We start from the raw sequence: 24,804 nt of genomic DNA on the forward strand, positions 1-24,804 counted from the left end.
TTACTCCCGCGGCCCATAGCGCAGCGTGGCCTGACGGCGGCGCACCACCTGGTAGGGCCGCCACAGGTAACTGATCGGAATGCTCCATACGTGCACCAGGCGGGTGAACGGCGCGATCAGGAACAGGGTCAGGCCCAGGAAGATATGCATCTTGTAGACCCAGCTGACGCCCTCGATGTAATAAGCGGCTCCGGCACGGAAGGTCACGATGTGCTGCGCCCACTCGGCCAGCTGCACCATCACCCCACCGTCCAGGTGACCGGACGAGACGCGGATGCTGTACAGGCCCAGGCACAGCTGCGCGAACAGCAGCACCAGCACCAGGGTGTCACCGAAGCTGCCGGTAGCCCGAACACGCGCATTGAACAGGCGGCGTACCAGCAGGATGCTGATGCCGATGAAGCACAGTGCGCCGAACACACCACCGACCACCATCGCCAGCATCTGCTTCTGCGAGGAGGTGATGAAGTGCTCGTACACCGCGTGCGGCGTCAGCAGCCCGACCAGGTGGCCGCCGAGGATGGCCAGGATACCGATGTGGAAGCAGTTGCTGCCGAGCCGCATGCCCTTGTCCGACAGCATCTGACTGGAGCCGGTGCGCCAGGTGTACATGGCCTTGTCATAGCGGGCCCAGCTGCCGATCAGCAGCACTGCCACGGCGATGTACGGGTAGTACTGGAAGGCGAATTGATGCAGGGAGTAACTCATGGCTGGACCTCACGATGCGAAGGACGGGCCGGCGAACGCACGGGCGGCTTGCAGTCTTCGGCAGGGGCTTCGGCGCCGAAGCGCACCGCCTCCTCCTCCCACAAGCGGTCCATGGCCTCGGCGGTATCGTCGCGGACTTCCTCGCTGGCACGCTGGCGCAGCGCCTGCAGATCGGCCTTGCCGTCACCGGCTTCGACCAGGATCTCGAACAGCACCCGGTGCGGCAGCTCACGCTCGGCGGCACGCGCGGCCAGCATGCCGGCGATATGGCCGATGTGGTGCAGCCACTCGCGGGCCTCGCTACCGGGGCGGTGGGCCAGGAACTCCAGCAGCAACGGCAGGTAATCCGGCAGCTCGCGGGCATCCAGTTCGAAGCCGTTGCGGCGGTAGGTTTCGACCAGATCGACCATGGCCTGGCCGCGGTCGCGCGACTCGCCATGGATGTGTTCGAAAAGCAACAGGCTCATCGAACGGCCGCGGTCGAAACTGGCCAGCCACGCCGCCTGTGCATCCAGCGCATCGGTGGCCAGCAGCTGCTGCACGAAGCTGCGCAGCTGCTGGCGGCGGGCGGGGTTCAGCGCCGGGTCGTCACAGGCGGCGAGCAGCTCCTCGCCGTGCTCCCACAGTTCCTCGCGGGGGTAGTCCAGCAACACCCCGACCAGCTTGAGCACGCTCATCACACCACCTCCTTGCGGCGCTGGTTCGGGCCTTTGTCCACCACGAAGGTGGTGGTCTTGCGCTGCCCGAACAGGTCCGCCGGGCTGTCACCATTGCAGCCGTTTCCGAAGCTGAAGCCGCAGCCGCCGCGCTCACCGAAGGCGTCGTTGGCGTACTCGCGGTGGCCGGTCGGAATCACGAAACGGTCCTCGTAGTTGGCAATGGCCAGATAGCGGTACATCTCTTCCACCTGGGCGATGCTTAGCCCGGTCTGTTCCAGCACGGCGGTGTCTTCCACGCCGTCCACGTTCTTGGCCCGGCGCCAGGCACGCATCGCCATCAGCCGCTCCAGCGCGCGTACCACCGGCGCCTCGTCACCGGCCGTCAGCAGGTTGGCCAAATAGCGCATCGGGATGCGCAGCGACGCCACGTCCGGCAGCTCGCCGCTCATGCCCACGCGGCCACGCTCGGCGGCGGACTGGATCGGCGACAGCGGCGGCACATACCAGACCATCGGCAGCGTGCGGTATTCCGGGTGCAGCGGCAGCGCCAGCTTCCAGTCGATCGCCAGCTTGTACACCGGCGACTGCTTGGCCGCATCCAGCCAGCTGTCCGGGATGCCTTCCTTGCGCGCGGCGGCGATCACTGCCGGATCGTTCGGGTCCAGGAAGATGTCCAGGTGGGCCTGGTACAGGTCCTTCTCGGCGGCTACCGAAGCGGCCTCGGCGATGCGGTCGGCGTCGTACAGCATCACGCCCAGGTAGCGGATGCGGCCCACGCAGGTTTCCGAGCACACGGTTGGCTCACCCATCTCGATGCGCGGGTAGCAGAAGATGCACTTCTCCGACTTGCCGCTCTTCCAGTTGTAGTAGATCTTCTTGTACGGGCACGCCGACACGCACATGCGCCAGCCGCGGCACTTGTCCTGGTCGATCAGCACGATGCCGTCTTCCTCGCGCTTGTAGATCGCGCCCGAGGGGCACGCCGAGACGCACGCCGGGTTCAGGCAGTGCTCGCACAGGCGCGGCAGGTACATCATGAAGGTCTTTTCGAAGGCGCCGTAGATCTCCTTCTGCACCTGGTCGAAGTTGTAGTCGCGTGAGCGCTTGCTGAACTCCGAACCGAGGATCTCCTCCCAGTTCGGGCCCCACTCAATCTTCTGCATGCGCTCGCCACTGATCAGCGAACGCGGGCGTGCGGTGGGCTGGTGCTGGCTGTCCTTGGCGGTGTGCAGGTTCTGGTAGTCGAAATCGAACGGCTCGTAGTAGTCGTCGATCTGCGGCAGGTCCGGGTTGGCGAAGATCTTGGCCAGCATGCGCCAGCGGCCACCTGCGCGTGGCACCAGCTTGCCGGCGCGGCTGCGCACCCAGCCGCCGTTCCACTTGTCCTGGTTCTCCCATTCCTTCGGGTAGCCGATGCCCGGCTTGGTTTCCACGTTGTTGAACCAGGCGTACTCGACGCCCTCGCGCGAGGTCCAGACGTTCTTGCAGGTGATCGAGCAGGTATGGCAGCCGATGCACTTGTCCAGGTTCAGCACCATCGCGATCTGTGCACGGACCTTCATCACACCACCTCCTTTACAGCTGCAGGTACTGCCTCATCGTCCAGCCAATCGATCTTGTCCATCTTTCGCACGATCACGAACTCGTCGCGGTTGGTTCCGCAGGTGCCGTAGTAGTTGAAGCCATAGGCCAGCTGCGCGTAGCCGCCGATCATGTGGGTCGGCTTGAGCACGATGCGGGTCACCGAGTTGTGGATGCCGCCGCGGGTGCCGGAAATCTCCGAGCCCGGCACATTGATGATGCGTTCCTGCGCGTGGTACATCATCGCCATGCCCGGCATCACGCGCTGGCTGACCACCGCACGCGCGGCGATCGCACCGTTGACGTTGAACAGCTCGATCCAGTCGTTGTCGACGATGCCGGCACTGCGCGCGTCGTCCTCGCTGATCCACACGATCGGACCACCGCGCGACAGCGTCTGCATGATCAGGTTGTCGCTGTAGGTGCTGTGGATGCCCCACTTCTGGTGCGGGGTGATCCAGTTCAGCACGATCTCCTTGTTGCCGTTCGGGCGCTGGTTCAGCAGCGGCTCCACCGTGCGCGTGTTGACGGGCTGGCGATAGCTCATGAAGGCCTCGCCGAAGTCGATCATCCATTCGTGGTCCTGGTAGAACTGCTGGCGACCGGTCACCGTGCGCCACGGAATCAGCTCATGCACGTTGGTATAGCCGGCGTTGTAGCTGACGTTGTCGTCTTCCAGTCCCGACCAGATCGGCGAAGAGATGATCTTGCGCGGCTGCGCCTGGATGTCACGGAAGCGGATCGCCTCGTGCTCCTTGCCCACCGCCAGATGCGTATGCTCGCGACCGGTGAAGGCGCCCAGCGATTCCCAGGCCTTCACCGCCACGTGGCCGTTGGTTTCCGGCGCCAGGTGCAGGATTACTTCGGCCGCGTCGATCGCGGTCGAGATGGCCGGGCGCCCCTGGCTTATGCCTTCTTCGTGCACGGTGTGGTTCAACTTGCCGAGGAACTCGACCTCGTGCTTCGTGTCCCAGCTCATGCCCTTGCCGCCGTTGCCCTGCTTGTCCAGCAGTGGGCCGAGCGAGGTGAACTTGCGGTACAGGTTCGGGTAGTCACGCTCCACCACCGTCATCGACGGCATGGTCTGGCCCGGAATGGCCTCGCACTCGCCCTTCTTCCAGTCGGCTACGCCGAACGGCATGCCCAGCTCGTTGGGGGTGTCGTGCAGGGTCGGCACCAGCACCAGGTCCTTCTCCACGCCCAGCACGCCCGGCGCCATCTCGCTCACGGTGCGGGCCACCTCCTTGAAGATGTCCCAGTCGCTGCGCGATTCCCACGCAGGGTCCACCGCCTTGGACAGCGGGTGGATGAACGGGTGCATGTCCGAGGTGTTGAGGTCGTCCTTCTCGTACCAGGTTGCCGTCGGCAGCACGATGTCCGAGTACAGCGCGGTGGTGCACATGCGGAAGTCGAGCGTGACCAGCAGGTCCAGCTTGCCTTCCGGCGCGTCGTCGCGCCACTTCACCTCCTGCGGCTTCACTGCGCCCATTTCGCCCAGGTCCTTGCCCTGCAGCCCGTGGCGCGTACCCAGCAGGTGCCGCAGCATGTACTCGTGGCCCTTGCCCGAGGAACCGAGCAGGTTCGAGCGCCAGATGAACATCATGCGCGGGTGGTTCTGGCTGGCGTCCGGGTCGGCGAAGGCGAAGTCCAGCGAGCCATCCTTGAACTTGCCCAGCGCGTAGTCCGCCGGGGCCACGCCGGCCGCTTCGGCCTCGCGTACCAACTGCAGCGGGTTGCGGTCCAGCTGCGGGGTGCTCGGCAGCCAGCCCATGCGCACCGCGCGCAGGTTCAGGTCGGCCAGGCTGCCGCTGTACTTGCGGGCATCGGCCAGCGGCGACAGCAGCTCGTCCACCTGCAGCTTCTCGTAACGCCACTGCCCGGTGTTGAAATAGAAGAACGAGGTGCCGTTCATGTGGCGCGGCGGCTTGCTCCAGTCCAGGCCGAACGCGAGCGGCTGCCAGCCGGTCTGCGGGCGCAGCTTCTCCTGGCCCACGTAATGCGCCCAACCGCCGCCGGTCTGGCCCACGCAACCACACATGATCAGCATGTTGATCAGGCCGCGGTAGTTCATGTCGTTGTGGAACCAGTGGTTCATGCCCGCGCCGACGATGATCATCGAGCGGCCGTGGGTCTTGTCGGCGGTACGCGCGAACTCGCGGGCGATCTCGATCACCTCGGCGCGCGACACGCCGGTGATGCGCTCCTGCCACGCCGGCGTGCCCGGCACCCTGTCATCGAAGCTCGATGCCACGTTGCCGCCGCCAAAGCCACGGTCCACGCCGTACTGGGCCAGCAGCAGATCGTAGACCGTGGCCACCAGCGTCTCGCCGCCGTCGACCGTGGCCAGGCGGCGCACCGGAATGTTGCGGTCCAGTACGTCTTCGGCCGGTGCGGCGGTCCAGCCGTCGCTTTCAATGCCACCGAAGTACGGGAAGCTCACCGCCTCGATGCCGTCATTGGCGTCGGACAAGCTCAGGCGCAGGCGCGTGTCGGCGCCATTGCTGGCCTTCTCTTCGATGTTCCAGCGGCCCTTTTCACCCCAGCGGAAACCGATCGAGCCATTGGGCACCACGATCTGGCCGCTGTTCTCGTCGTAGGCCAGGGTCTTCCAGTCCGGGTTGTTGGCTTCACCCAGCCCGCCCAGCTCACTGGCGCGCAGGAAGCGGCCCGCCACCAGGCGGCCATCGTCGCGGCGCTCCAGGCGCACCAGCATCGGCATGTCCGAGTACTGGCGGCAGTAGTCCTGGAAATACTGCGAGGGCGAATCGACATGGAACTCACGCAGGATCACATGGCCGAACGCAAACGCCAGCGCAGCGTCGGTGCCCTGCTTGGGGTGCAGCCAGTGGTCGGTCAGCTTGGCCAGCTCGGAATAGTCCGGGCAGATCGCCACCGTCTTGGTGCCGTTGTAGCGCGCTTCGGTGAAGAAGTGCGCATCGGGCGTACGCGTCTGCGGCACGTTCGAGCCCCAGGCGATGATGTAGCAGCTGTTGTACCAGTCGGCCGATTCGGGCACGTCGGTCTGCTCGCCCCAGATCTGCGGCGAGGCCGGCGGCAGATCGCAGTACCAGTCGTAGAACGACAGGCAGGCGCCGCCCAGCAGCGACAGGTAACGCGCGCCGGCGGCGTAGGACACCATCGACATCGCCGGAATCGGCGAGAAGCCGACCACGCGGTCCGGGCCGTACTGCTTCACCGTGTACAGATTGGAAGCGGCGATGATCTCGTTGGCCTCTTCCCACTGCAGGCGCACGAAGCCGCCCATGCCGCGGCGGGTCTTGTACGAACGCGCCTTCTCCTTGTCTTCAACAATGCTGGCCCAGGCATCGACCGGGGCCTTGCTCCTGCGCGCTTCGCGCCACAGGCGCAGCAGCGTGCCGCGGATCAGCGGGTACTTCAGCCGGTTGGCGCTGTACAGGTACCAGGAGTAGCTGGCGCCACGCGGGCAGCCACGCGGTTCATGGTTGGGCAGGTCCGGACGCGTGCGCGGGTAATCGGTCTGCTGGGTTTCCCAGGTGACCAGGCCGTTCTTGACGTAGATCTTCCAGCTGCAGGAGCCGGTGCAGTTCACCCCATGGGTGGACCGCACGATCTTGTCGTACTGCCAGCGGGCGCGGTAACTGTTTTCCCAGTCGCGGCCCTCGCTCTTGGCAAATCCATGGCCATCGGCAAAGGTCTGGGGGTCACGCTTGAAGAACTGCAAGCGATCGAGGAAATAACTCATCGGGGATCTCCCTTTGCGGACATCGGCATCGTGGCTGTGTGTGTCATCTGGCTGCGGTGCGTTTTCATGTCGTCAGCAGGGTGTCTCGGCACCGCGCCGGTAGTACCACCACCAGGTCACGGCCAGGCAGGTGACATAGAAAACAACGAATCCGTACAGCGCCATGTCGGGGCTGCCGGTCAACGTAATGGACGAGCCGTAGCTCTTGGGAATGAAGAAACCGCCGTAGGCGCCGATCGCACCGGAAAAGCCGACCACCGCAGCCGACTCGATGCTGGCCTGGTGCGCGGCGGTAGCCTTGCCCTCGGCGTTGTCGTTGGCCGACCAGCGCTCATGCAGCGTGCGGAAGATCACCGGGATCATGCGGAAGGTCGTGCCGTTGCCGATGCCACTGAGCACGAACAGCGCCATGAAGCTGAGCAGGAAGCCATGGAAGTTGCCGCCCTGGCCATCGCTGGGCAGGAAGTGCAACACACCGAACACCGCGGCGATCATCAGCGCGAACACCCAGAAGGTCAGGCGTGCGCCACCCCAGCGGTCGGCCATGCTGCCACCCACCGAGCGCATCAGTGCGCCCAGCAGCGGGCCGATGAAGGCGTAGGCCAGCGGGTTCACGTCCGGGAACTGGCTCTTCACCAGCATCGGGAAGCCGGCCGAGAAACCGATGTAGGAACCGAAGGTACCGATGTACAACCAGCACATCAGCCAGTTGTGCTTGCGGCGGAAGATCACCGCCTGCTCGGAGAACGACGAGCGGGCGCTGGTCAGGTCGTTCATGCCGAACCAGGCCGCGATGGCGCACAGCGCGATGGCCGGCACCCAGATGAAGCCGGCGTTCTGCAGGAACAGCGGTGCCCCACCCTCCACCGTGGGCTGCGGTGCACCACCCAGCGCACCGAACACGCCTACAGTGATGACCAGCGGGATCACCGCCTGCGCCACCGACACGCCCACATTGCCCAGGCCAGCGTTCAGGCCCAGCGCCAGGCCCTGCTTCTGCTTGGGATAGAAGAAGGAGATGTTGGACATCGACGATGAGAAGTTCGCGCCACCGAAGCCGCACAGGATCGCGATGGCCACGAACACCCAGTACGGCGTGGCCGGGTCCTGCACCGCAAAGCCGAGCCAGAGCGTCGGCGCCAGCAGCGAGGCGGTCGACAGCGCGGTCCAGCGGCGGCCGCCGAAGATCGGGATCACGAACGAATAGAAGATGCGCAGGGTCGCGCCGGACAGGCTGGGCAGCGCCACCAGCCAGAACAGCTGGTCGGTGCTGAAGTTGAAGCCGATCTTCGGCAGGCTGATCGACACCGCCGAGAACAGCACCCAGACCGAGAAGGCCAGCAGCAGCGAGGGGATCGAGATGACCAGGTTGCGGGTGGCAACCCGCTTGCCGGTGCGCTCCCAATAGCCGGGGTCCTCCGGCGTCCAGTCGCTGATGACGCGACCCGGACGGGCAGTGCTGCGGACAACAGGATCGCTACCGACGGTCATACATGGCTCCAAGGCTGTGGAATGACGTGGGTATTGCTTTCAAGTTGTGACCCGTCGTCGTGCAGCCATTAGGCCGTGCGGCAACTACGACGGGGTTGATCTGGATCAATCAGGGGCCGGTTTTCACCCTGCCCCTGACAAATGTCAAACCGATGAAGCGGTATTGCGGCGCGTGACTCCGCGCTGGCGCACGCTGTCGCGCACGTCCACATCGAACTGCAGCTGAAGCCGGCTGCCATCTTCCAGGGCAATGTCGAATGGCAGGCCATCCCGGCACGGCAGCCGCGCCGCCAAGGCCTCAACCGCCGGGCGCGGCAGCACCAGGCGGCAGAAGGTGCCACCATCGAGCAGCACCGGCCGCTCGCCGCCATGCAGCGACACCGCCATGCCCCAGCCCTCGATACCGCCGAAGCGGGTCATGTTCTCGACCGATTCACCGGCCAGCAGGCGCGCCAGTTCGGCCTCGTCCAGGCGAAGCCGTACCGATTGGTCCTGCAACTGCACTTTCATGACGCAACATCCTCCCATTGTTCGGGGGTATTGCAGTTGACCAGCCCGGCCTCGTCAACCGGCGCCAGGGCCACGGAATTCACGCCAAGACGGCGCTGCAGGGCCTGCAGCGAGCGCGGGCCGTCCGGGTCATCCAGCATCGATCCAAGTACGTTGCGGCAAGCATCGTCTATATCCACCAGCATGGGCAGGGGGTGGCCCGCAAAGATCGTGCATGGACCGCGATGGCCGTCACGCAATTTCTGTAGCAATCGCGGCGGCAGCAGCGGTGTATCCACCGGCACCACCCAGGCCGGGCCATCGGGCATGCGCATCGCCACGCTGTAGAGCCCGCCCAGCGGCCCGCAACGTGCCAGGCGGTCCGGTATGCCGCCGAACGCCGGGTAATTTCCGCTGACCCAGACCTCGCGTGCGCCAGCCTGCATCAACAGGCCCCGCATGTGTTCCAGCAGCGTGCGCCCCTGCCACGGCAGCAGCGCCTTGTCGCGGCCCATCCGGGTGGACAGGCCACCGGCCAGCACGATGCCGGTGATGCTCATCGCAGTAGAGCCACGCCATGCGTGGCTGCGCCGGCATCAATGTTGATGATCGTGCGCATGGTCATGGGCATGTGCAGGTTCACTGTCCGCGTGGCAGAGGCTGCAGCCCTCGCTCCACGCGCTGTCGCCGTCTTCGTAATGTTCCTGCTTCCAGATCGGGCACTGGTGCTTGACCACCTCGATCAATTGCCGGCAGGCCCGGAATGCCTCGTCACGGTGCGGGCTGCCGGCGGCCACCACCACCGCCACATCGCCGATGCCGAGCCGGCCCTTGGCATGGGCCACATACAGCTTCAGCTTCGGGCCAAACGTCGCCTCGACCTCGGCGGCCAACCGCTTGAACTCGTTCAACACCAGCGGCTCGAACAGGTCGTAGGTGATCCCGGTCACCGGCCGGCCGATGTTGACGTCGCGCACCTTGCCGATGAACACATCGATGCCGCCGAAGCCCGGATCGGAGACCGCCGCGATGCCCTCGGCCGGATCGATCGCCGCCTGCGCGCGGTACACCACCTTGGCAATGATCGTCTCGCTCATCGCTCAGCCCCCGCTCACCGGCGGCAGGATCGCCACCCGGCCATCGTCGGGCAGCGCCTCGTCGTCGCGCAGCACGCGTTGCTGATCGGCGAATGCCGAGTAATCCAGCAGGCCGGCACGGAAACCCGGCCAACGCAGTGGCAGCAGCTCGCGCAGCGCCTGGCGCAGATCGGCCACGGTGCCACCAGCCACCTCCACCGCGATTTCACGGCTTGCATCCAGATCGGAAAACGCACCGAACAACTGCAGATTCACCTGTCTCATCACGGCTCCTGGCTCGCCAGCTGCACCGGGTCCTGATGACCCCAGCCCTGCACGCGCACTGGCGTGCCGGCAGCGGCCACGCTGCCCTCGCCTTCCAACACCACCCAGGCGTTGGCCTGCAGCATGGACATCAAACGGAATGATTCCTGCCCGGACAGCACGCGCGCACTCAGGCGCCCCTGCGCGTCCACTTCCACCCGCGCCCGCGCGTGGAAGCGCAGGCCCGGCGGCGTGCGCACGTCGGCCTGCAGCGGCAACGTCAGCACCGGCTCCGGTGCCAGCCCCAGCAGGCGGCGCAGCACCGGCTCGACGAAGAAGCGCTGGCCCACGGCCGCCGAGACGGGATTGCCCGGCAGGCCGAAATACAGCGCGCCATTGGGCAGCACCGCAAACAGCAACGGCTTGCCGGGGCGGATCGCCACCTTGTGGAACACGATGCGCGCACCCCGGCCGCGCAGCGCATCGGGAACGAAATCGTACCGACCAGCCGACACCGCGCCGGTGCTGATCAGCACCTGCGCGCCCGCGGCGAGCGCTTCATCCAGCACTGCATTGAAGGCGGCCACGTCGTCGCCCACCGTGCCCTGCCAGACCACCTCGGCACCGGCGGCCTGCAGGCGGCCAACCAGGTACGGCCGGTTGCTGTCACGAATCTGCCCGGACGCCAGCGTCTGCGCCGCCTCGGTCACCAGCTCCTTGCCGGTGGCGATCACTGCGGCCCTTGGCCTTGCCACCACCGCCACCTCGCCCACGCCGATCGCATGCAGCAGGGTGCGCGCGTTGATATCCAGCACCTGCCCGGCCTGCAGCACGCGCTCGCCGTCGCTTACATCCTCGCCACGCAGGCGCACGTTCTGGCCCGGCTTCACCAATGCCTTCAGGGCAATGCGGGTCGGGCGGCCGTCCTCGCTGGCGAGGATCTCCACATTCTCGACCGGCACCACCGTGTCCAGCCCAACCGGCATGCGTGCCCCGGTCATGATTTCCCAGGCACCCTCGCCGCCTTCGGCGCCAGCATCGCCGGCCGCCTGCCAGCCCTGCACCGCGAACTCGGTACCGGCCTCGAACGTCGCGCCGTCGGCGCGCAGCGCGAAGCCGTCCATCGCCGAATTGTCGAACGGCGGCAGCGACTGCGCGCTGTGGATGTCACGGGCCAGAGTGCGGCCGCCGGCCTCATGCAGCGGCAGATGTTCAGCCGGCAGCGGCATGGCCGCGTCCAGCAGGTTCTGCAAGGCTTCGCTATAGGCAATCATCAGTGGCCACCACCCTCGACCATTGCCAGTGCGTGGCCCAGTACCGGCGCCAGGATGTCCAGGCACTGCGCCGCCGCCTTCGGGCTGCCCGGCAATGCAAACACCAGCATGTTGCCCAGCTGCACCACCTCGGCGCGGCTCAGCCAGGCCATCGGCGTGTGCTGTGCACTCAGTGCACGCACCATCTGCGCCAGGCCATGCACCGGCCGCGCGTTCAAGGAACGCAACGCCTCCGGGGTCAGGTCTCGCGGGCCCAGCCCGGTCCCGCCGGTACACAGGCACAGGCGCACGCCCTCGGCGGCCAAGGCCTGCAGGCGGCCCGCCAACGGCTCGATGCCATCGGGCAGTACCTCGGCGGCTACCACCTCGCCCCCCAGTTTTTCCACGCCAGACACCAGGGTCGGGCCGGACACATCTTCATAGGTGCCGTCGCTGGCGCGATCGCTCAGCGTGATCACCGCGCAGGCCGCGCCCTCCAGGCCCTTCGGCGCACGCGGTTTGAAACGCTCACGCTCGGCCTCGTCCATGCCGTCCGGGTGCAGCCAGACACCACGCTTGCCGCCTTCCTTGAACAGCAGGCGGATGCCTTCGATGCGCAGCGCCGGTTCCACCGGCTTGCTCAGGTCGTACAGGGTCAGCAGCGCCGCGTTGACGCCGGCCAGTGCCTCCATCTCCACGCCGGTGCGGGCCTCGCTGGCGCACTCGCACCACACGCGGATCGCCTGCCGTTCCGGCACCGGCGCGCAGAACACCTGCACCAGTTCCAGCGGCAGCGGATGGCACAGCGGCATCAGCATCGACGCCATCTTGGCACCCTGCAGGCCTGCAATCTCGGCCATCACCAGCGCATCGCCCTTGGGCAGGCGGCGCTCGACGATCAGCGGATAGGCCACTGGACCGGCATGCAACTCGCCCACCGCCACCGCACGGCGGCGGCTGATGCGCTTGTTGCGCACATCGGCCATGTGGAAGGCCGCGTTCAATTCCCCACTCATCGTGTTGCTCATCCTCCGATGGAAGCCAGGTGCGGGGTCAGCCCGGTCTGGCCCTGGTGCAGTCCATGCCCGGCCGCTTTCAGGCCAAGCTGGGTGGTGATGCGTGCCAGCAGCGCGTCGCGGTCCTCGTCGCGCTGCAGCAGCGGGCGCAGCGGAACGCCGAACTCGCCAAACAGGCACAGCCGCAGGTCGCCCCTGGCGGTCACCCGCAGGCGGTTGCAGCCCTTGCAGAAGTCACGCGAATACGGCGCGATGATGCCGATGCTGCCGCGATGGTCGGGGTGGCCGAACTCGCGCGCCGGGCCGGCATCGGCCGCGCGCGGGCGCTCGTGCCAGCCCGCAGCCAGCAGCTGCTCGATCACCCGATCGGCGCGCAGGTGGTGGCGCTGGAAATAGGCTTCGTTGTCGCCGGTGCGCATCAGCTCGATGAAGCGCACGCTGAAGGGGCGATCGCGCAGGTAGTCCATCCACTGCGGCAGCTCGTCGTCGTTCAGGCCGCGCAGCAGCACCGCGTTGAGCTTGATCGCCTGCAGGCCCAACGCCTGCGCCAGGGCCAGGCCCTGCTGGATCTCCGGCAGGCGGTCGTGCCCGGTGATGGTGTGGAAACGTTCGCGCTGCAGGCTGTCCATGCTCACGTTCAGCGCGGTCAGGCCGGCCCGGTGCCATCCCGGCAGGCGCCGCGGCAGCAGCGTGCCATTGGTGGTGATGGCCACCTTGCGGATGCCCGGCACCGCCGCCACGGTGGCGATGATCTCGTCCAGGTCCTTGCGCAGGCTGGGCTCACCGCCGGTCAGGCGGATCTTGCTCATGCCCAGCGCGGCAAACGCACGCACCACCCTTGCGATTTCATCCACCTGCAGGAAGCGCGGGCGGCCATCGGCCTGGTAACCGTCGGGCAGGCAGTAGCTGCAACGGAAGTTGCAGGCTTCGGTCAACGACAGGCGCAGGTACGGAAAGCTGCGTCCGAAACCGTCGGTGAGTTGGCTCATGGCTGGTCCACCTTGTTGCTCCACCGTCTTGCCTGTTCCCGGAACGGCCCGGATACCCTCGCCTGCTGGAACGATTGCCAGAGTACGCGGCCTTCAGTTCCATCGGCATGACTTAAATCAATCGCGTTCGGCCCCGCGCGGCAGGCGTTGTGGCAGCATGCGGCTTTCCGTGCAGCGGGCGTGTGACAACCCTCATGATGATGAACGATTTCCAGCAACTGCTGCACGCCGCCGGCGAGCAGGCTGAACCGCAACGCCTGCTGTTCGTATTCGTGCGCGCCGAGCTGCCCGAATCGCCCACCAGCGACCAGCGCGACCGTCATGACCGCCGCGAGGGCGGCACCCTGTCGCCGGTGCTGTGCGTGGACAAGCTGCCGGCCGAGGTGCCCAGCTTCCAGGCGCTGGCGGGCGAATCGACCACCACCGGCATCGACTGGGACCTGGTGTTCGTAGCGGCGCTGGATGGCCGTGGCGGTTTCGCGCCGAACAGCGACGAAGCCGCGCGCCCGTTGCAGCTGATGGTCAACGCCATCCATGACGGTCAGATCGGCCGCTTCGCCGCCTTCGACCGTGGCGGCGAGCCCGTTCAGTTCTATTGAGCCACCAGCTGCAGGGTCAGGAAGAAGATCACCAGCACGGTGTTCAGCCCCCAGGCCACGGTCAGCCCGCGCGCCGCCACGCCCAGGTTGGGGTTGTGCGCGGTGGGCGCCGCCCGCCAGACCGCCGGGATGATCCAGCCGGTATAGAGCAGCAGCACGGCAAATACCCCCAGCAGCAGCGGGGTGCGCTGGTTGGCCAGCGCCCAGAGGGCCACCGCCCACAGAATGTTGCTGGGAATGACGCCCTGCAGCCAGAACACACTCCACAGGCGGGAACGGCCTTGGGTGTCGGGGGTGGGGTGCAGCGAAGCGGTGGCGGTCATAAGTCTCCTTCTGTTTAGGAAACGTGCTGAGCAAGCCTGCGCTTGGTGGCTGGGAACGTCAACCCGAGTCGCACGTCACGCTTTGGCGCCTGTAGACGCGGGCCATGCTCGACACAGGTCGCTCCCCGCAGAGCCTGTCGTCATCGCCCCTCCCCCTTTGTTCCGTAACGCCCCCCAACCTCGACATCTGTCGCAGATTGCACGGTGCGGGCGGACCGCCGCGCCAGCCAGCGCTGGCAGTGCTTAACAGCATGGGAGAATGCCGAAAGCGTCTCCAATCGAGTGATGTTTACAACTCTTCTGATAGGCATTGCACAGCGCCAGGGGCTCAGATGGCGTGCCACCGGAAAAGGGTGGCCGGGCTTCGAACACCCGAGTTGATGTTGATGTATGCGCTTGCCAGCCGGCGCCACCCCAGCGTGGCGCCGGCTGGCAATCCGTCTGCCGGCTATGGCGGGCGGTGCGTGGGGGCGTTCGCGCCCACCGGCTTGGGACCAACCCGGATTCGAACCACGTACCGCCCGCCACTTTTATGGGTGGCGGCTACCGATTGCCCTGCACGGAGCCTTGCCATGAACGAGTCGGACTTCCCGCATCTGCACGCCTACTGCAGCACCGCCGGCGACGACGGTTCGCCACAAGCCGCGCCGCCAGTGGACAGGAACACCTTCATTGCCAACCTCCACCGCATCGGCTCCGGTGCGGCGGCCGACGGGCAACCCTGGCCGGAGCGTCACCAGCTGCCCGGTCGCTGCCTGGCCCTCGCCGATGCCGATTGCGCGCTGAGCGGGTTGCGGGTGGTGCTGGAAATGCTGCTGGCGGCGGAGCGCACCCGGCAGAACGGCGAACCCGGGCAGTACGTGGGCGACCGGGTGATGGAGGGGTTGGTCATGGCTTGCCAGTCGCTGTGCGCCCAGGCGGTGGGGCGGTTGCAGCCCGAAGGGTGAATGTCATGTGCAACGCCCTTCAGCGAGAACCGCCTTCCACCCGACATGCCAGCGGCGTAGCGCCCTTCGCCGAGGGAATCGCGAGTACATTCCAGCGCTCGGCCAAGGTGCATTCGACGCGGAAAGAAAATGACCGTGCCTCGGCGGGCATCTTCCCTTCAGAGAAGCCGATGGCTATCTCGAAGCGATCCAATCCGAAGTTCCCCGCCTCCAGTCCAGAGCCATCTTCCCGCTTCACTCCGACGTAGACGACAGGGCGCTTCACGTCCACCTTTGCTCTGGCAAGCTGGCGATCCAATTCAGCGCTGCCATCGAAGTACTGCATTCCTTCGTCGTTGGCGATAGAGCTGAGGGTCTGCTTGAACCGATTCACGCCCTCTTGGTCATGCACGCAGAACTGGATCATCTTGAAGGGCCGCTTTCCTACAGCCCATGCGCCGCCAGAGAATCCAAGTCCGACTCCAATCAGAAGTAGTGCTGTCAGGATCCTCACCATCATCAAGGCCCCAGTTTGCAGAGTGTGGCGGACAACGTCGCCGCAGGGCCAAAAATCATGACCCCAAACACATCTCCGCTCGGTCTTCTCAGGCCGCTTCCCTTGGATGAGGGAGACCTTGTCGGGGGTGAGGAATCTTGGCACGGAATGTCCTTCAGGGCACTGCACCCGCCATCGGCAGATGCTCGATCCGCCATGTCCTGGAGTAGATGAGAATGACGCTTCCGGTCGAGGTGGTCTCGATACGGAAACACTTCAGGCCGGACAACGGATAGCCGACCGCCTTCCAACGATCAAGAAGATGAGCAAGCCCCGGCTCGTCGTCCTCGACCCTGGCGAACTCTATTCCCTCCTCCCCCAGTACGCCGAAGTTCATGAGCGCCGAGCACCCGTAGGCTTCCGAGAAGCAGACGGTTGCCTGCCGGCCGTCCGGCCAGCGCACGTGGACCTTTACCTCGTCGCATACGCCAGGTTTGCTCCTATCAATGTTGATGGCCAGCAACGTGGCGTCACACCATTCGAGAGAGTTGAAATCTTGGTTCATCTACTGGAATCCACCAGATGCATACCACGGTGGTGCGACCTCGTCCGCCCCTTCCTCTCTCTCACCACTCCTGAAGCTCCCCAAGGTTGAGATCCCGAGCATAGGAGCGCCGACTACTGATCAGCACCGGCTTGGATGCGAACCTCCGGCCGTCCGAGCATTCAACGGCGAATTGGTAGCTCTGGGGTTCCGGCCCTGCAACGACCATAATGGGGACCGCGAATGTGCTTCCAACCGGTTTCGACGAAACTACACCTTCGCCCTCCCCGAGCATGCTCAGCTCACAATCGAGAGCGCGAACGTCACCCTGACCAGGCGGCACGCTTCCCGAGACGCGCACGATCATATCGCCACCCAATGTTGCACAGCCGGCCAGAACCAGACCGGCCATGACAGCTGCGGCACACCTCACCTTTGGCATCCTCGGATCCTCAGCACGCACTGCGACGTCTCACGCATACAACCATTCAGGTACGCATCAACCTCATCAATAGATACCCGCCATGATACGAATGTAGTCGTCGAGCGAATCCAAACGCCGATTGACTGCAATACCCCGTTCTTTCGCGAGCGATTGAAGCTCGAATATTAAAACTCCATACCCCGAGTCCCAGCCATCAGCTTCACCAGGCGACAGTTCCTTCGAAAATCGATCTCCAGGACGGAGCTTCCCGGAGGGCAAACGAAGCTCGTCTGCAACATGCTCCAGCAGCTCCACTACGGTTTCCTGATCCAGGCCACTGTCCGCATAGTATTGGTCATAGAAGCCAGTTGGCGACAGCGCCTCTCTTTCTCTCATTTTTTCTTTCATTTCCATTCGCCTCCATCCACCGCCTGCGCTGCAGCCGCAATAGAGCATGGAGCCGACATCCCAGAACCCCTCCCATACAGTCGTCACCACGGCCACGCGCCCCAAAAGTCTTCCTGCCGAACTCCACGACGCTTGGACTGGACCGAATCAGCGTCCGTTTGCCGCCTGCTGCATCGCCTGCCCGGCCTGGGAACCCGCAGCATGCTGCCACGTCGTGGCATGGGGAGCGGCGCTGATGCCCGAGCCAGTGCTTCCAACTGCAGAATTGGCAGCAGCATTTGCCACCCGTGCGCCGGATGCGACTTCACCAGTTGTCGACGTACTTTCCGGCCCGCTAGCGCCAAGCCTGACCCAGTCCCACCGCCTCTCCGAAACGCAGTCGGCGAAGGTTGCCTGAAGCCTATGCGGATCATCTAGGGAAATCGGCATCGATCCAACATAGGCATAGGTGTTTACTCCACCTTCCAGCCCGATTGGATCACTCTGCGAGTACCGGCCCACCGCCGGGTCGTACTCGCGCTGGTAGTTGTAGAACAACCCACTCGCATCCGTGGCCTGCTGGCCCGGGAAGCGCAGCGCGAAGTCGACTACCACACCATCCCCGTCCGGGTCGGCACTCGGAATCTGGTTGCCGAACACTTCGCTCTTTCTGCTCCAAGCCGGGACATCGGGCGACCGAGCGATTGCCACGCGCGGCCAACCCGGATGACATCGAGTGAGCGCAACTTCGGCTTAGCTGACCTATTGCGCAGACGCGCTGGCCCGATGCGTGAGCATCGGAGGCAGCGCCGACATCAAGGGAGGTCCGTACTGACGGAAACAGAGCCGTCTTCCCTCAGCCAGACGTTCACGTAGGCATCTGGGGGAGGTATCCGATCGATCGACGCTCCTGCAGGAAGGATCTCCCAGCTGGTGATCGAGCCGCAAACTGTTTTATGGATCAACCTGCGACTGTCCAACCCCCGTCTGGCCAGTTCGGTAACAACCACTTCGGGAGGCTGGCGATCAAAGCCTTTGTAGGCAGTGCAACTCTTTCCCGTCTGACCCATGGGGTACGTTGAACTCTCAACCTCATCCCGGCACCCCACCTGGCCCAGAACGAGCCAGAGGATGGCTAGTATCCGAATGCATCGCATTGCCTGTTGCTCCTTTCCTTTACTGCCCTGCTGTAGGCCTTGTCTACTGCGGCGCCTCCGAGTCCTCCATCGCGCAGCCGAGTTGCACAGATCATCTGCTCTAGATATGCACGACACTCAAGCTCATTGGCGAGCTGCCGATGCTCGATCCCATCATATTCCCAGTCCTTTGGGAATGGGCTTGCACCTTTAGGCCTACCCACGCAGGCATTAGGAACCCTCTTATCCAATAACGCCTTATGGTTTCGCTCATGCATAACGGTGCATATCTTGTCGCAGCCTGAATTGCAGACACTGACCAGGAATCCTCCATTGCCATCACAAGTAACCATTCCCAGCTGTCCGCCGCACGTACTTGTATCGAACACGGGCTCAAGCCCAAGTGGGTCAGCCGCGAGAAGCGGAGAGGCATTCGAATACCCGTACGCGGAAATGCCACCGGACAAGCCTATGGGATCCGCTTGCGTATAGCGTCCTGTCGCAGCGTCTTATTCGCGCTGGTAGTTGTAGAACAACCCACTCGCCTCCGTCGCCTGCTGGCCCGGGAAGCGCAACGCCAGCTCGAACACCACACCATCGCCATCCGGATCGGCACTCGGAATCTGGCTGCCGAACACCTCGCTCTTGTTGCTCCACTCCCAGATCGCGACATCACGCGCTGGATCGATCACGACACGCGGCGTGCCCAGATGATCCGGCTGCACGTAGGCCAGCTCCGGCACGCCGGTAGCCGGCACATTGATCAACGCCACCGGGTAGTTGTCCAGCCAGATGGCCAGCTGCTCCGCCTGGCCGGTGGCCGAGTAGTTGCCCAGCCACTGCCCTGCTTCGTCGTACAGGGTGATCTGCGCTACGCCACTACCCGAGGTAGGCAGCACGCGCACGCCGCGATGGTTGTAACCGTAGCTCTCAATTGTGGCGTCACCCAACTTCACCGAGCTCATGCGGTTGGCATCGTTGCAGGTGAAAGAGAAGCCCCGCGTGAGCGGGGCTTCGAATATGCAGCTCACTTAAATTCCTCCTGCACCAAGAAACAGGAGCATCAGCAGAGTAAATAATTGCAGCGCCGCAACGATGATGGCTAACCATTTCGGAATCCTGCTCGCGAACAAAAACATGATCACATTAAGCCCTACAAACATAGCCGGCATTACAACGTAAAATGTCGCGTCTCCAAGATACGGATATGGGAAGCCACTCACAGCGCCCGGGTAGCCAGGAGCATCTCGTCCTGCGACAGCAATGAATCCCAAAATAGATTTTACGAACCATAGGAGCAGAAACAGAGCGAACACCAATCGGCGCCTTGAGCCCTTATTTAGCACATTATTCATGACCCCAAAGACCTCGCGGCGCGGGAACCGAGATACTCAAAATTCATCGGCCCCATAAGCTGATTCATGATCGGATTCGGCCCGATAACAGTTCCAACGATATGCGCACCCGCCACACCGCTCCTCTGTTGAATTGAAACAGTGACCGATCCGCCAAATTGGCGACCTGGCAAAGCCACATTCTTGATGGTTCTCTCGCAAGGATCAACGATCTGATTGATCGGATTTCCTTTTATCAGACCTGGCAGCACAAGGTAGCGGCTTCCGTCTTGCTGGCCCGGGAAGCGCAACGCCAGTTCGAACGCCACACCATCACCATCCGGATCGGCACTCGGAATCTGGTTGCCGAATACCTCGCTCTTGTTGCTCCACTCCCAGATCGCCACATCGCGCACCGGATCGATCACCACGTGCGGTGTGCCCAGATGATCCGGCTGGACGTAGGCCAGCAACGGCACGCCGGTACCCGGGATGTTGATCAACGCCACAGGTGCGCCTGACCCGTGGCCGAGTAGTTGCCCAGCCACTGCCCTGCTTCGTCATACAGCGTGATCTGGGCAGTTCCACCGGCAGGGGTACGCAGCACGCGCTCGCCGCGATGGTTGTAGGCGTTGCTTTCCTGCACGGCATTACCCTGCTTCACCGCGTTCATGCGGTTGGTATCGCTGCAGGTAAACGATCTGCTGTCAGAGCGTGGTATTCCCTGCTGCATTGGGGCTGCGTGCAGCGCGACGATTCGCTACCGTCCGCTGCCCCAGGAGCTGCCGCCCACTAATCGATCCGTCTGAACAGACCACGCATCCAAAAGATGCTGCGCGCCCGATTCACCGCCATTCTTCAGCACAGAAAGAATCGCATCTAATCTACTTTTAATAGCATTGGACATTGGCAACTTCAAAAGCGTCTTCAGCGTCGCGTCCGCCGCCACGAAATCGCCCAGCCGGATGGCGGATATGTACTTTACCCATTCTGAATAGTCGCTTGTGAAGTCAAGACTGTCGACATAGAGCAACAAGTCTGCCGCCGTTCTCACTGCCTCAAGCTTTTTGATATGCGCCTCATGCATTCCACGAAAAAAAACTTTATCCACTTCCGCGCTTGCAATCCTCTGACCTAGAGACATGTGCAGGTAGGGCAAATCATCATATGTCGGAATTACGAAGGTCCATATGTAGGTAGAGGATGGCGCAGGATCCAATGTGAAGCCTGAGATAACATCGCGCGTATGTAACGCGATCAAAAAATTGCCAACGACTCGCAGACCGCTCCTCTTGGCCTCGCGCTTCATTCTCCAAAGTGCAATGGATCTCATGCTAGGGCACCGACCTTTCCAGAACACCGCAAAGTATAGTTCCCTTGGGCAGGTGCGTGTAGTAATTGCGAATTTCTGCCGCGGTCAGACCAGCCGCTCCCGACTTCAACTCGACCACATACTTTGGGTACGCCCTGGGTCCATATACACCGACGGCGCGAACTGATCCTGGAGTTCCATAATCTACAACGATGCCGTTCAAGTAAGAAACTTCGGAATCGTACGGGCCACCAAGGGCCTTTACATTAAATGCAAACTGTACATGAATTCGCGTTCCACGCAGCACACTGAAAGGCCATATTTTGTCGAGGGGAGAGGACGGATTCGCCAAGTAAGCAGCTCGCGCAGCCTCGCTAAATCCTGACATGCCAGGTAGCGCTCGACAAACCGATGTCTGCTCGCAAAGGCCTAGTGAATCCAAGCCAATAAGAGGGTTGCCTCCCACATAGGAATAGGTGCCAATTCCTCCCAGCAACCCAATCGGATCACTCTGAGAGTAGCGCCCCACGGATGGGTCGTACTCGCGCTGGTAGTTGTAGAACAACCCGCTTGCATCCATCGCCTGCTGGCCCGGGAAGCGCAGCGCCAGCTCGAACACCACACCATCGCCATCCGGGTCAGCACTCGGAATCTGGTTGCCGAATACCTCGCTCTTGTTGCTCCACTCCCAGATCGCCACATCGCGCGCCGCGTCGATCACCACACGGGGCGTACCCAGATGATCCGGCTGGATGTAGGCCAACTCCGGCACACCTGCGCTTGGCACGCTGATCAGCGCCACCGGGTAGTTGTCCAGCCAGATGGCCTGCTGTTGCGCCTGGCCCGTGGCCGAGTAGTTGCCCAGCCACTGCCCAGCTTCGTCGTACAACGTGATCTGTGCTGCGCCACCAGCCGGGGTACGCAGCACGCGCTCGCCGCGGTGGTTGTAAACGTAACTCTCCAGTGTGGCGTTACCCTGCTTCACCGCGTTCATGCGGTTGGCATCGTTGTAGGTGAACGCCTTGCTGCCAATACTGGTGGTATTGCCCGCTGCGTCATGGCTGCGTGCCTCGCCATCCACAGCAGTCAGGCGATGGCTGGTTGCGGGATAAGTGTAGCTGGCGGTGCCTGCTGAGGTGGTCAGCGCGGTGCGATTGCCGGTGGCGTCATAGGCATAGGTTTCGATCGGGGTGCCGGTCGTGCCGTCCTGGGTCTGGGTCAGGCGGCCCAGCGTGTCATAGGCATACTTGGCCAGCACCGTTGAGCCTGTGCCGTTCTTCAGCTCGGTGATCGAACCGACGGGATCGTAGCCATAGCCCAGCGACAGGCCGCCCGCGGCCGGGTCATGCACCGCCTGCGGGCGGTAATCCAGATCCAGCGGACGCTGCAGCTGGCGGCCGTTGCCGTAGGTCCAGCCGGTCGCCGGGCCGAAGGCCGCATAGGTCACGTTGTTCACCACGATCTGGCGCGCCTGGCCGGGGCGGGTCAGACCGATCTGGCTGATGCGCCCTTGGGTATCGCGCACGTAGTCGGCCACGCTTCCGTCGGGGTAGGTCAACGCGGTCAGGCGGCCCGACTTGCTATAGGCGTAGCGCAGCGTGCTGGCAACGCCGTTGACGGTCTGTACCTTGCGGGTGACCTGGCCGAAACGGTCATAGCAGTACTGGGTACTGCCATTGGCGTGCAGCACCTGCCCCAGGCGCCCCTTGGCGAAGCGCTCGTCGGCGGCACAGGCGGCCGGCGCCACGTCATAGCTGTAGCCCACGTCGAGATTGGGGTCCGGATAGGCGATGCCGATCAGGCGGTTGAGTGCGTCGTACTGATAGGTGGCGGTGACGCCACGCGCATCGGTAGCCGTCTTGCGATTGCCGGCCGCGTCCACGGTGAAGCTGCTGGCGCCACTGTCCGGGCTGACTTGCCCGGTCAGATCACCGAAACCGTTATAGGCATAAGTGGTGTGCAGGCCTTTCGGGTCGGTGACCTGGGTGACCTGGTCCAGCGCGTTGTACTGGCTGCGGATCTCCGCCGCGACGCCGCCCACATCCTGCAGGGTCTGCGCCAGGCGGTTCAACGGGTCGTACTGCTGGCTGGTCACGCGCTGCAGAGCGTCGGTCACGGTCTGCCGGTTACCGTTGGCATCGTAGGCAAAGCCGGTGGCGTGATTGCCTGCGTCCTTCAGTGCGGTCAGCTGGCCGAGTGTGTTGAACGTCCGCGCCAGGGTACGGCGCAGGGTACCGCCTGCATCGAGCGTGTCTTCCTTGAGGCGATTGCCGGCATTGTCCAGCGTGTAGTGAATCGTGTTGCCCGCGTTGTCCTCGATATCGGTCAAGCGCAGCGCCGCATCGTAGACATAGGAAACGCTGCTGCCGTCGGGCTCGGTGATCTGTTGCACCTGGCCGGTCGGCCAGTAGCTGATCTGGGTGACCCGATTCTCGGCAGTGGTCGCGCCACGCGCGGTGACCGAGGTTGGCCAACCGCGAGCATGGTAGGTGTAGTCGGTGACCACGCCGTTGGCATCCTTGACCGACAACGGCCGCCCGAACGCGTCGTAGGCCAGAGTCTCGACCGTCTGGCCCAGCGCATTGGTCACGCTGCGCAGGTCGCCCTTGCGATAGGTGCAGGCACCTCCGATCGCGCACCCTGCATCATCCGCCGAGTAATAGGCATAGGTAACGACATCGGCCACATCCGTGCGCGGGCCATCCACACTCTTCAGCAGCCCCTCCACCGGGCAGCTGCCTGCCGCTGCCACATCAGCGGCTTCGCAGTACGTGTAGCTGGTGATGCGCGTCTGACCGGAAGCGGTGTCGGTCACCGTGTTGGCCGTCGGCTGGCGTCGGGAATTGAAGGCCGTGCGGGTTTCGCGGCTACCGATCCGGGTGGTCAGTACCGCATTGGTTTCGACGTCGCGCGCGGTGGTCACAACACGCTGCTCGGGCAAGCCGACCGCTTCGGTCAAGGTATGGATGCTGACGGCACGACCGCTTACCGGATCGGTGCCCTGCGCATAGGTGTGCTTGGTCTGGATGCCGCGGCGATCGGTGTAGGTATCCAGGCGCCGGCGGAAGTCGACACTCTGGTCGTAGTAGGTTCGGCTGACGGTTCCCTGCGAATCCGTCAGGCCGGTCACCTTGCGCGACGGCGCGGTGTCGCCGCCGGGTGTCAGGGTGTAGTCGGTCTGCCGCCCCAGCGCGTCGGTCACCACCGCACCACCATTGGGGCTGTAGGCCAGTGTCACGCCATCGGCACCGCCGGCATGCTGACTGGAGATCACACGACCGATGGAATCGTAGGTAAAGGTGCTGTAGCGGCGACCGTCCTCGGCGGTGATGCCGGTCAGGTGCTGGGGGAAGTCCTGGTTCTCGTAGTGATATGTCCGCACACCACCACCCGCATAGGTCACCGTGGCGACCTGGTTCTGCGGCGTGTAGGTATAGGTGGCGAGCGCAATGCCTTCGACCAGCACCGAACTGATCAGCGCCTCATAGTCGTTGGACTGGTAAACGAACTCCAGTGTGCGGCCACTGCTGTGGGTGACCGCCGCAAGGCGATCGCTGTCGTCGTAGATGTAGGTCAGCGACGTGCCATCCTGGAAGCGCTTGGCTGCAAGACGCCCGTCCACGCCGAAGGTAGAGATGGAATCCGCCGAGTACAGTGTCCAGTTGCCGTTCTGGACCAGACGGTCACCACTGTCGTCGTCCGCCTCATAGGCTTGCCCGATTTTCTTGAATGCACGCTGGAAACCGGTACTTTCAATGATGCCCACACTGTCAACGCCATCCAGTGCCAGGTGGGCGCCCAGCGAATGGGTCCAGCCATAGCCGAAGCCACCGGATGAGGTGGAGATGCCGGAGTGATAGAAGCGCGTCAGCGCGATCCAGCCCAGATCGAAGTCCGGCGCGATCTCGTACTTCTCGCCCGTTTTGACATCACATGGGTTGCCGACTGGACCGGCCAGCCTTTCGTAGACATCCGGTTGCCATAATTGATGGCAATGACCGAGGTGTTTATGGGCAACAGCAAGCAGTACACGGATGAGTTCCGGGCAGAGGCGGTGAAGCAGGTGATCGAGC

22 protein-coding genes and 2 pseudogenes are annotated in these 24,804 nt (G+C 63.8%); 2 read left to right on the plus strand and 22 right to left on the minus strand.

The window, feature by feature from the left end; all coding sequences use genetic code 11:
• The 12 genes from narI to moaA all read right to left on the minus strand — a co-directional run bounded on the left by narI (position 1) and on the right by moaA (position 13,250).
• The gene (gene narI / locus WDC87_RS03140) at positions 1-708 is read right to left on the minus strand and encodes a respiratory nitrate reductase subunit gamma (protein ID WP_072167565.1); all 708 of its coding nucleotides are present in this window, start codon (positions 706-708) and stop codon (positions 1-3) included.
• Positions 705-1,385 (minus strand): nitrate reductase molybdenum cofactor assembly chaperone, encoded by a 681-nt coding sequence (gene narJ, locus WDC87_RS03145; protein ID WP_005416842.1) that lies wholly within the window; start codon positions 1,383-1,385, stop codon positions 705-707. The genes narI and narJ overlap by 4 nt, the downstream gene beginning before the upstream one ends.
• Positions 1,385-2,929: a nitrate reductase subunit beta gene (gene narH / locus WDC87_RS03150; RefSeq protein WP_065177652.1), complete on the minus strand. Its 1,545-nt coding sequence runs from the start codon at positions 2,927-2,929 to the stop codon at positions 1,385-1,387. Before narH ends, narJ begins: the two co-directional genes overlap by 1 nt.
• A complete protein-coding gene (locus WDC87_RS03155; protein WP_301655256.1) occupies positions 2,929-6,672 on the minus strand; it encodes a nitrate reductase subunit alpha in 3,744 nt (1,247 codons plus the stop codon). Before WDC87_RS03155 ends, narH begins: the two co-directional genes overlap by 1 nt.
• Before the next feature lie 72 nt (positions 6,673-6,744).
• A complete protein-coding gene (locus tag WDC87_RS03160; RefSeq protein WP_053499738.1) occupies positions 6,745-8,163 on the minus strand; it encodes a NarK family nitrate/nitrite MFS transporter in 1,419 nt (472 codons plus the stop codon).
• A gap of 144 nt (positions 8,164-8,307) precedes the next feature.
• Positions 8,308-8,673, minus strand: coding sequence for a hypothetical protein (locus tag WDC87_RS03165; RefSeq protein ID WP_053499740.1), 366 nt, complete (start codon positions 8,671-8,673; stop codon positions 8,308-8,310).
• Positions 8,670-9,212 carry a molybdenum cofactor guanylyltransferase gene (locus WDC87_RS03170; RefSeq protein ID WP_072167564.1) on the minus strand — a complete coding sequence of 181 codons (543 nt, stop codon included), beginning with the start codon at positions 9,210-9,212 and terminating at the stop codon, positions 8,670-8,672. Before WDC87_RS03170 ends, WDC87_RS03165 begins: the two co-directional genes overlap by 4 nt.
• Positions 9,213-9,248: 36 nt before the next feature.
• Positions 9,249-9,749 carry a molybdenum cofactor biosynthesis protein MoaE gene (locus WDC87_RS03175; RefSeq protein ID WP_188240911.1) on the minus strand — a complete coding sequence of 167 codons (501 nt, stop codon included), beginning with the start codon at positions 9,747-9,749 and terminating at the stop codon, positions 9,249-9,251.
• 3 nt (positions 9,750-9,752) lie between these two features.
• Positions 9,753-10,013: a MoaD/ThiS family protein gene (locus WDC87_RS03180; RefSeq protein ID WP_065177647.1), complete on the minus strand. Its 261-nt coding sequence runs from the start codon at positions 10,011-10,013 to the stop codon at positions 9,753-9,755.
• Positions 10,013-11,266: a gephyrin-like molybdotransferase Glp gene (gene glp / locus WDC87_RS03185; RefSeq protein ID WP_088496068.1), complete on the minus strand. Its 1,254-nt coding sequence runs from the start codon at positions 11,264-11,266 to the stop codon at positions 10,013-10,015. The genes WDC87_RS03180 and glp overlap by 1 nt, the downstream gene beginning before the upstream one ends.
• Positions 11,266-12,261, minus strand: a complete 996-nt coding sequence (moaCB, locus tag WDC87_RS03190) for a bifunctional molybdenum cofactor biosynthesis protein MoaC/MoaB (protein WP_072167562.1) — start codon at positions 12,259-12,261, stop codon at positions 11,266-11,268. Before moaCB ends, glp begins: the two co-directional genes overlap by 1 nt.
• Positions 12,262-12,269: 8 nt before the next feature.
• On the minus strand, positions 12,270-13,250 hold the full coding sequence (gene moaA / locus WDC87_RS03195) for a GTP 3',8-cyclase MoaA (protein WP_072167561.1): 981 nt from the start codon (positions 13,248-13,250) through the stop codon (positions 12,270-12,272).
• A gap of 194 nt (positions 13,251-13,444) precedes the next feature.
• Here moaA and WDC87_RS03200 point away from each other — a divergent pair, with 194 nt between their 5' ends.
• A complete protein-coding gene (locus WDC87_RS03200; RefSeq protein ID WP_072167560.1) occupies positions 13,445-13,849 on the plus strand; it encodes a ribonucleotide reductase subunit alpha in 405 nt (134 codons plus the stop codon).
• Here the strand turns inward: WDC87_RS03200 and WDC87_RS03205 are convergent.
• A complete protein-coding gene (locus WDC87_RS03205) occupies positions 13,843-14,172 on the minus strand; it encodes a hypothetical protein (RefSeq protein ID WP_019659894.1) in 330 nt (109 codons plus the stop codon). The genes WDC87_RS03200 and WDC87_RS03205 overlap by 7 nt on opposite strands.
• A 572-nt stretch (positions 14,173-14,744) precedes the next feature.
• Between WDC87_RS03205 and WDC87_RS03210 the strand changes: the two genes are divergently transcribed.
• Positions 14,745-15,119, plus strand: coding sequence for a hypothetical protein (locus WDC87_RS03210; RefSeq protein ID WP_164282633.1), 375 nt, complete (start codon positions 14,745-14,747; stop codon positions 15,117-15,119).
• Positions 15,120-15,138: 19 nt separating this feature from the next.
• Here the strand turns inward: WDC87_RS03210 and WDC87_RS03215 are convergent, their stop codons facing one another.
• The 9 genes and pseudogenes from WDC87_RS03215 to WDC87_RS03255 form a co-directional block, all read right to left on the minus strand.
• Positions 15,139-15,618 carry a hypothetical protein gene (locus WDC87_RS03215; RefSeq protein ID WP_242015805.1) on the minus strand — a complete coding sequence of 160 codons (480 nt, stop codon included), beginning with the start codon at positions 15,616-15,618 and terminating at the stop codon, positions 15,139-15,141.
• A 151-nt stretch (positions 15,619-15,769) separates the two neighbouring features.
• Positions 15,770-16,159: a hypothetical protein gene (locus WDC87_RS03220; protein ID WP_252745207.1), complete on the minus strand. Its 390-nt coding sequence runs from the start codon at positions 16,157-16,159 to the stop codon at positions 15,770-15,772.
• A gap of 487 nt (positions 16,160-16,646) precedes the next feature.
• On the minus strand, positions 16,647-16,976 hold the full coding sequence (locus tag WDC87_RS03225) for a hypothetical protein (RefSeq protein WP_252745208.1): 330 nt from the start codon (positions 16,974-16,976) through the stop codon (positions 16,647-16,649).
• A 141-nt stretch (positions 16,977-17,117) separates the two neighbouring features.
• Entirely contained in the window at positions 17,118-17,609 is a 492-nt protein-coding gene (locus WDC87_RS03230; RefSeq protein WP_240458930.1) for an RHS repeat-associated core domain-containing protein, read from the minus strand.
• Between the two features lie 475 nt (positions 17,610-18,084).
• Positions 18,085-19,083, minus strand: a pseudogene (locus WDC87_RS03235) (RHS repeat-associated core domain-containing protein); the annotation flags it as partial.
• Positions 19,084-19,116: 33 nt separating this feature from the next.
• Complete coding sequence (locus WDC87_RS03240; protein WP_141653569.1) at positions 19,117-19,401, minus strand: hypothetical protein; 285 nt, start codon at positions 19,399-19,401, stop codon at positions 19,117-19,119.
• 308 nt (positions 19,402-19,709) lie between these two features.
• Positions 19,710-20,165, minus strand: a pseudogene (locus WDC87_RS03245) (RHS repeat protein); the annotation flags it as partial.
• Between the two features lie 14 nt (positions 20,166-20,179).
• Positions 20,180-20,752 carry a hypothetical protein gene (locus tag WDC87_RS03250; protein ID WP_164282627.1) on the minus strand — a complete coding sequence of 191 codons (573 nt, stop codon included), beginning with the start codon at positions 20,750-20,752 and terminating at the stop codon, positions 20,180-20,182.
• A gap of 1 nt (position 20,753) precedes the next feature.
• Positions 20,754-24,804: RHS repeat-associated core domain-containing protein (locus tag WDC87_RS03255; protein ID WP_336331279.1), on the minus strand; the 4,051-nt coding region annotated here is incomplete at its 5' end.

The organism is Stenotrophomonas maltophilia group sp. Smal12, from assembly GCF_037079935.1.
GTDB lineage: Bacteria > Pseudomonadota > Gammaproteobacteria > Xanthomonadales > Xanthomonadaceae > Stenotrophomonas > Stenotrophomonas sepilia.

Coding starts and splice junctions, on each gene's coding strand:
- narI (WP_072167565.1), bottom strand. CDS start 708: ATGAGTTACTCCCTGCATCAATTCGCCTTCCAGTACTACCCGTACATC.
- narJ (WP_005416842.1), bottom strand. CDS start 1,385: ATGAGCGTGCTCAAGCTGGTCGGGGTGTTGCTGGACTACCCCCGCGAG.
- narH (WP_065177652.1), bottom strand. CDS start 2,929: ATGAAGGTCCGTGCACAGATCGCGATGGTGCTGAACCTGGACAAGTGC.
- WDC87_RS03155 (WP_301655256.1), bottom strand. CDS start 6,672: ATGAGTTATTTCCTCGATCGCTTGCAGTTCTTCAAGCGTGACCCCCAG.
- WDC87_RS03160 (WP_053499738.1), bottom strand. CDS start 8,163: ATGACCGTCGGTAGCGATCCTGTTGTCCGCAGCACTGCCCGTCCGGGT.
- WDC87_RS03165 (WP_053499740.1), bottom strand. CDS start 8,673: ATGAAAGTGCAGTTGCAGGACCAATCGGTACGGCTTCGCCTGGACGAG.
- WDC87_RS03170 (WP_072167564.1), bottom strand. CDS start 9,212: ATGAGCATCACCGGCATCGTGCTGGCCGGTGGCCTGTCCACCCGGATG.
- WDC87_RS03175 (WP_188240911.1), bottom strand. CDS start 9,749: ATGAGCGAGACGATCATTGCCAAGGTGGTGTACCGCGCGCAGGCGGCG.
- WDC87_RS03180 (WP_065177647.1), bottom strand. CDS start 10,013: ATGAGACAGGTGAATCTGCAGTTGTTCGGTGCGTTTTCCGATCTGGAT.
- glp (WP_088496068.1), bottom strand. CDS start 11,266: ATGATTGCCTATAGCGAAGCCTTGCAGAACCTGCTGGACGCGGCCATG.
- moaCB (WP_072167562.1), bottom strand. CDS start 12,261: ATGAGTGGGGAATTGAACGCGGCCTTCCACATGGCCGATGTGCGCAAC.
- moaA (WP_072167561.1), bottom strand. CDS start 13,250: ATGAGCCAACTCACCGACGGTTTCGGACGCAGCTTTCCGTACCTGCGC.
- WDC87_RS03200 (WP_072167560.1), top strand. CDS start 13,445: ATGATGATGAACGATTTCCAGCAACTGCTGCACGCCGCCGGCGAGCAG.
- WDC87_RS03205 (WP_019659894.1), bottom strand. CDS start 14,172: ATGACCGCCACCGCTTCGCTGCACCCCACCCCCGACACCCAAGGCCGT.
- WDC87_RS03210 (WP_164282633.1), top strand. CDS start 14,745: ATGAACGAGTCGGACTTCCCGCATCTGCACGCCTACTGCAGCACCGCC.
- WDC87_RS03215 (WP_242015805.1), bottom strand. CDS start 15,618: ATGATGGTGAGGATCCTGACAGCACTACTTCTGATTGGAGTCGGACTT.
- WDC87_RS03220 (WP_252745207.1), bottom strand. CDS start 16,159: ATGAACCAAGATTTCAACTCTCTCGAATGGTGTGACGCCACGTTGCTG.
- WDC87_RS03225 (WP_252745208.1), bottom strand. CDS start 16,976: ATGGAAATGAAAGAAAAAATGAGAGAAAGAGAGGCGCTGTCGCCAACT.
- WDC87_RS03250 (WP_164282627.1), bottom strand. CDS start 20,752: ATGAGATCCATTGCACTTTGGAGAATGAAGCGCGAGGCCAAGAGGAGC.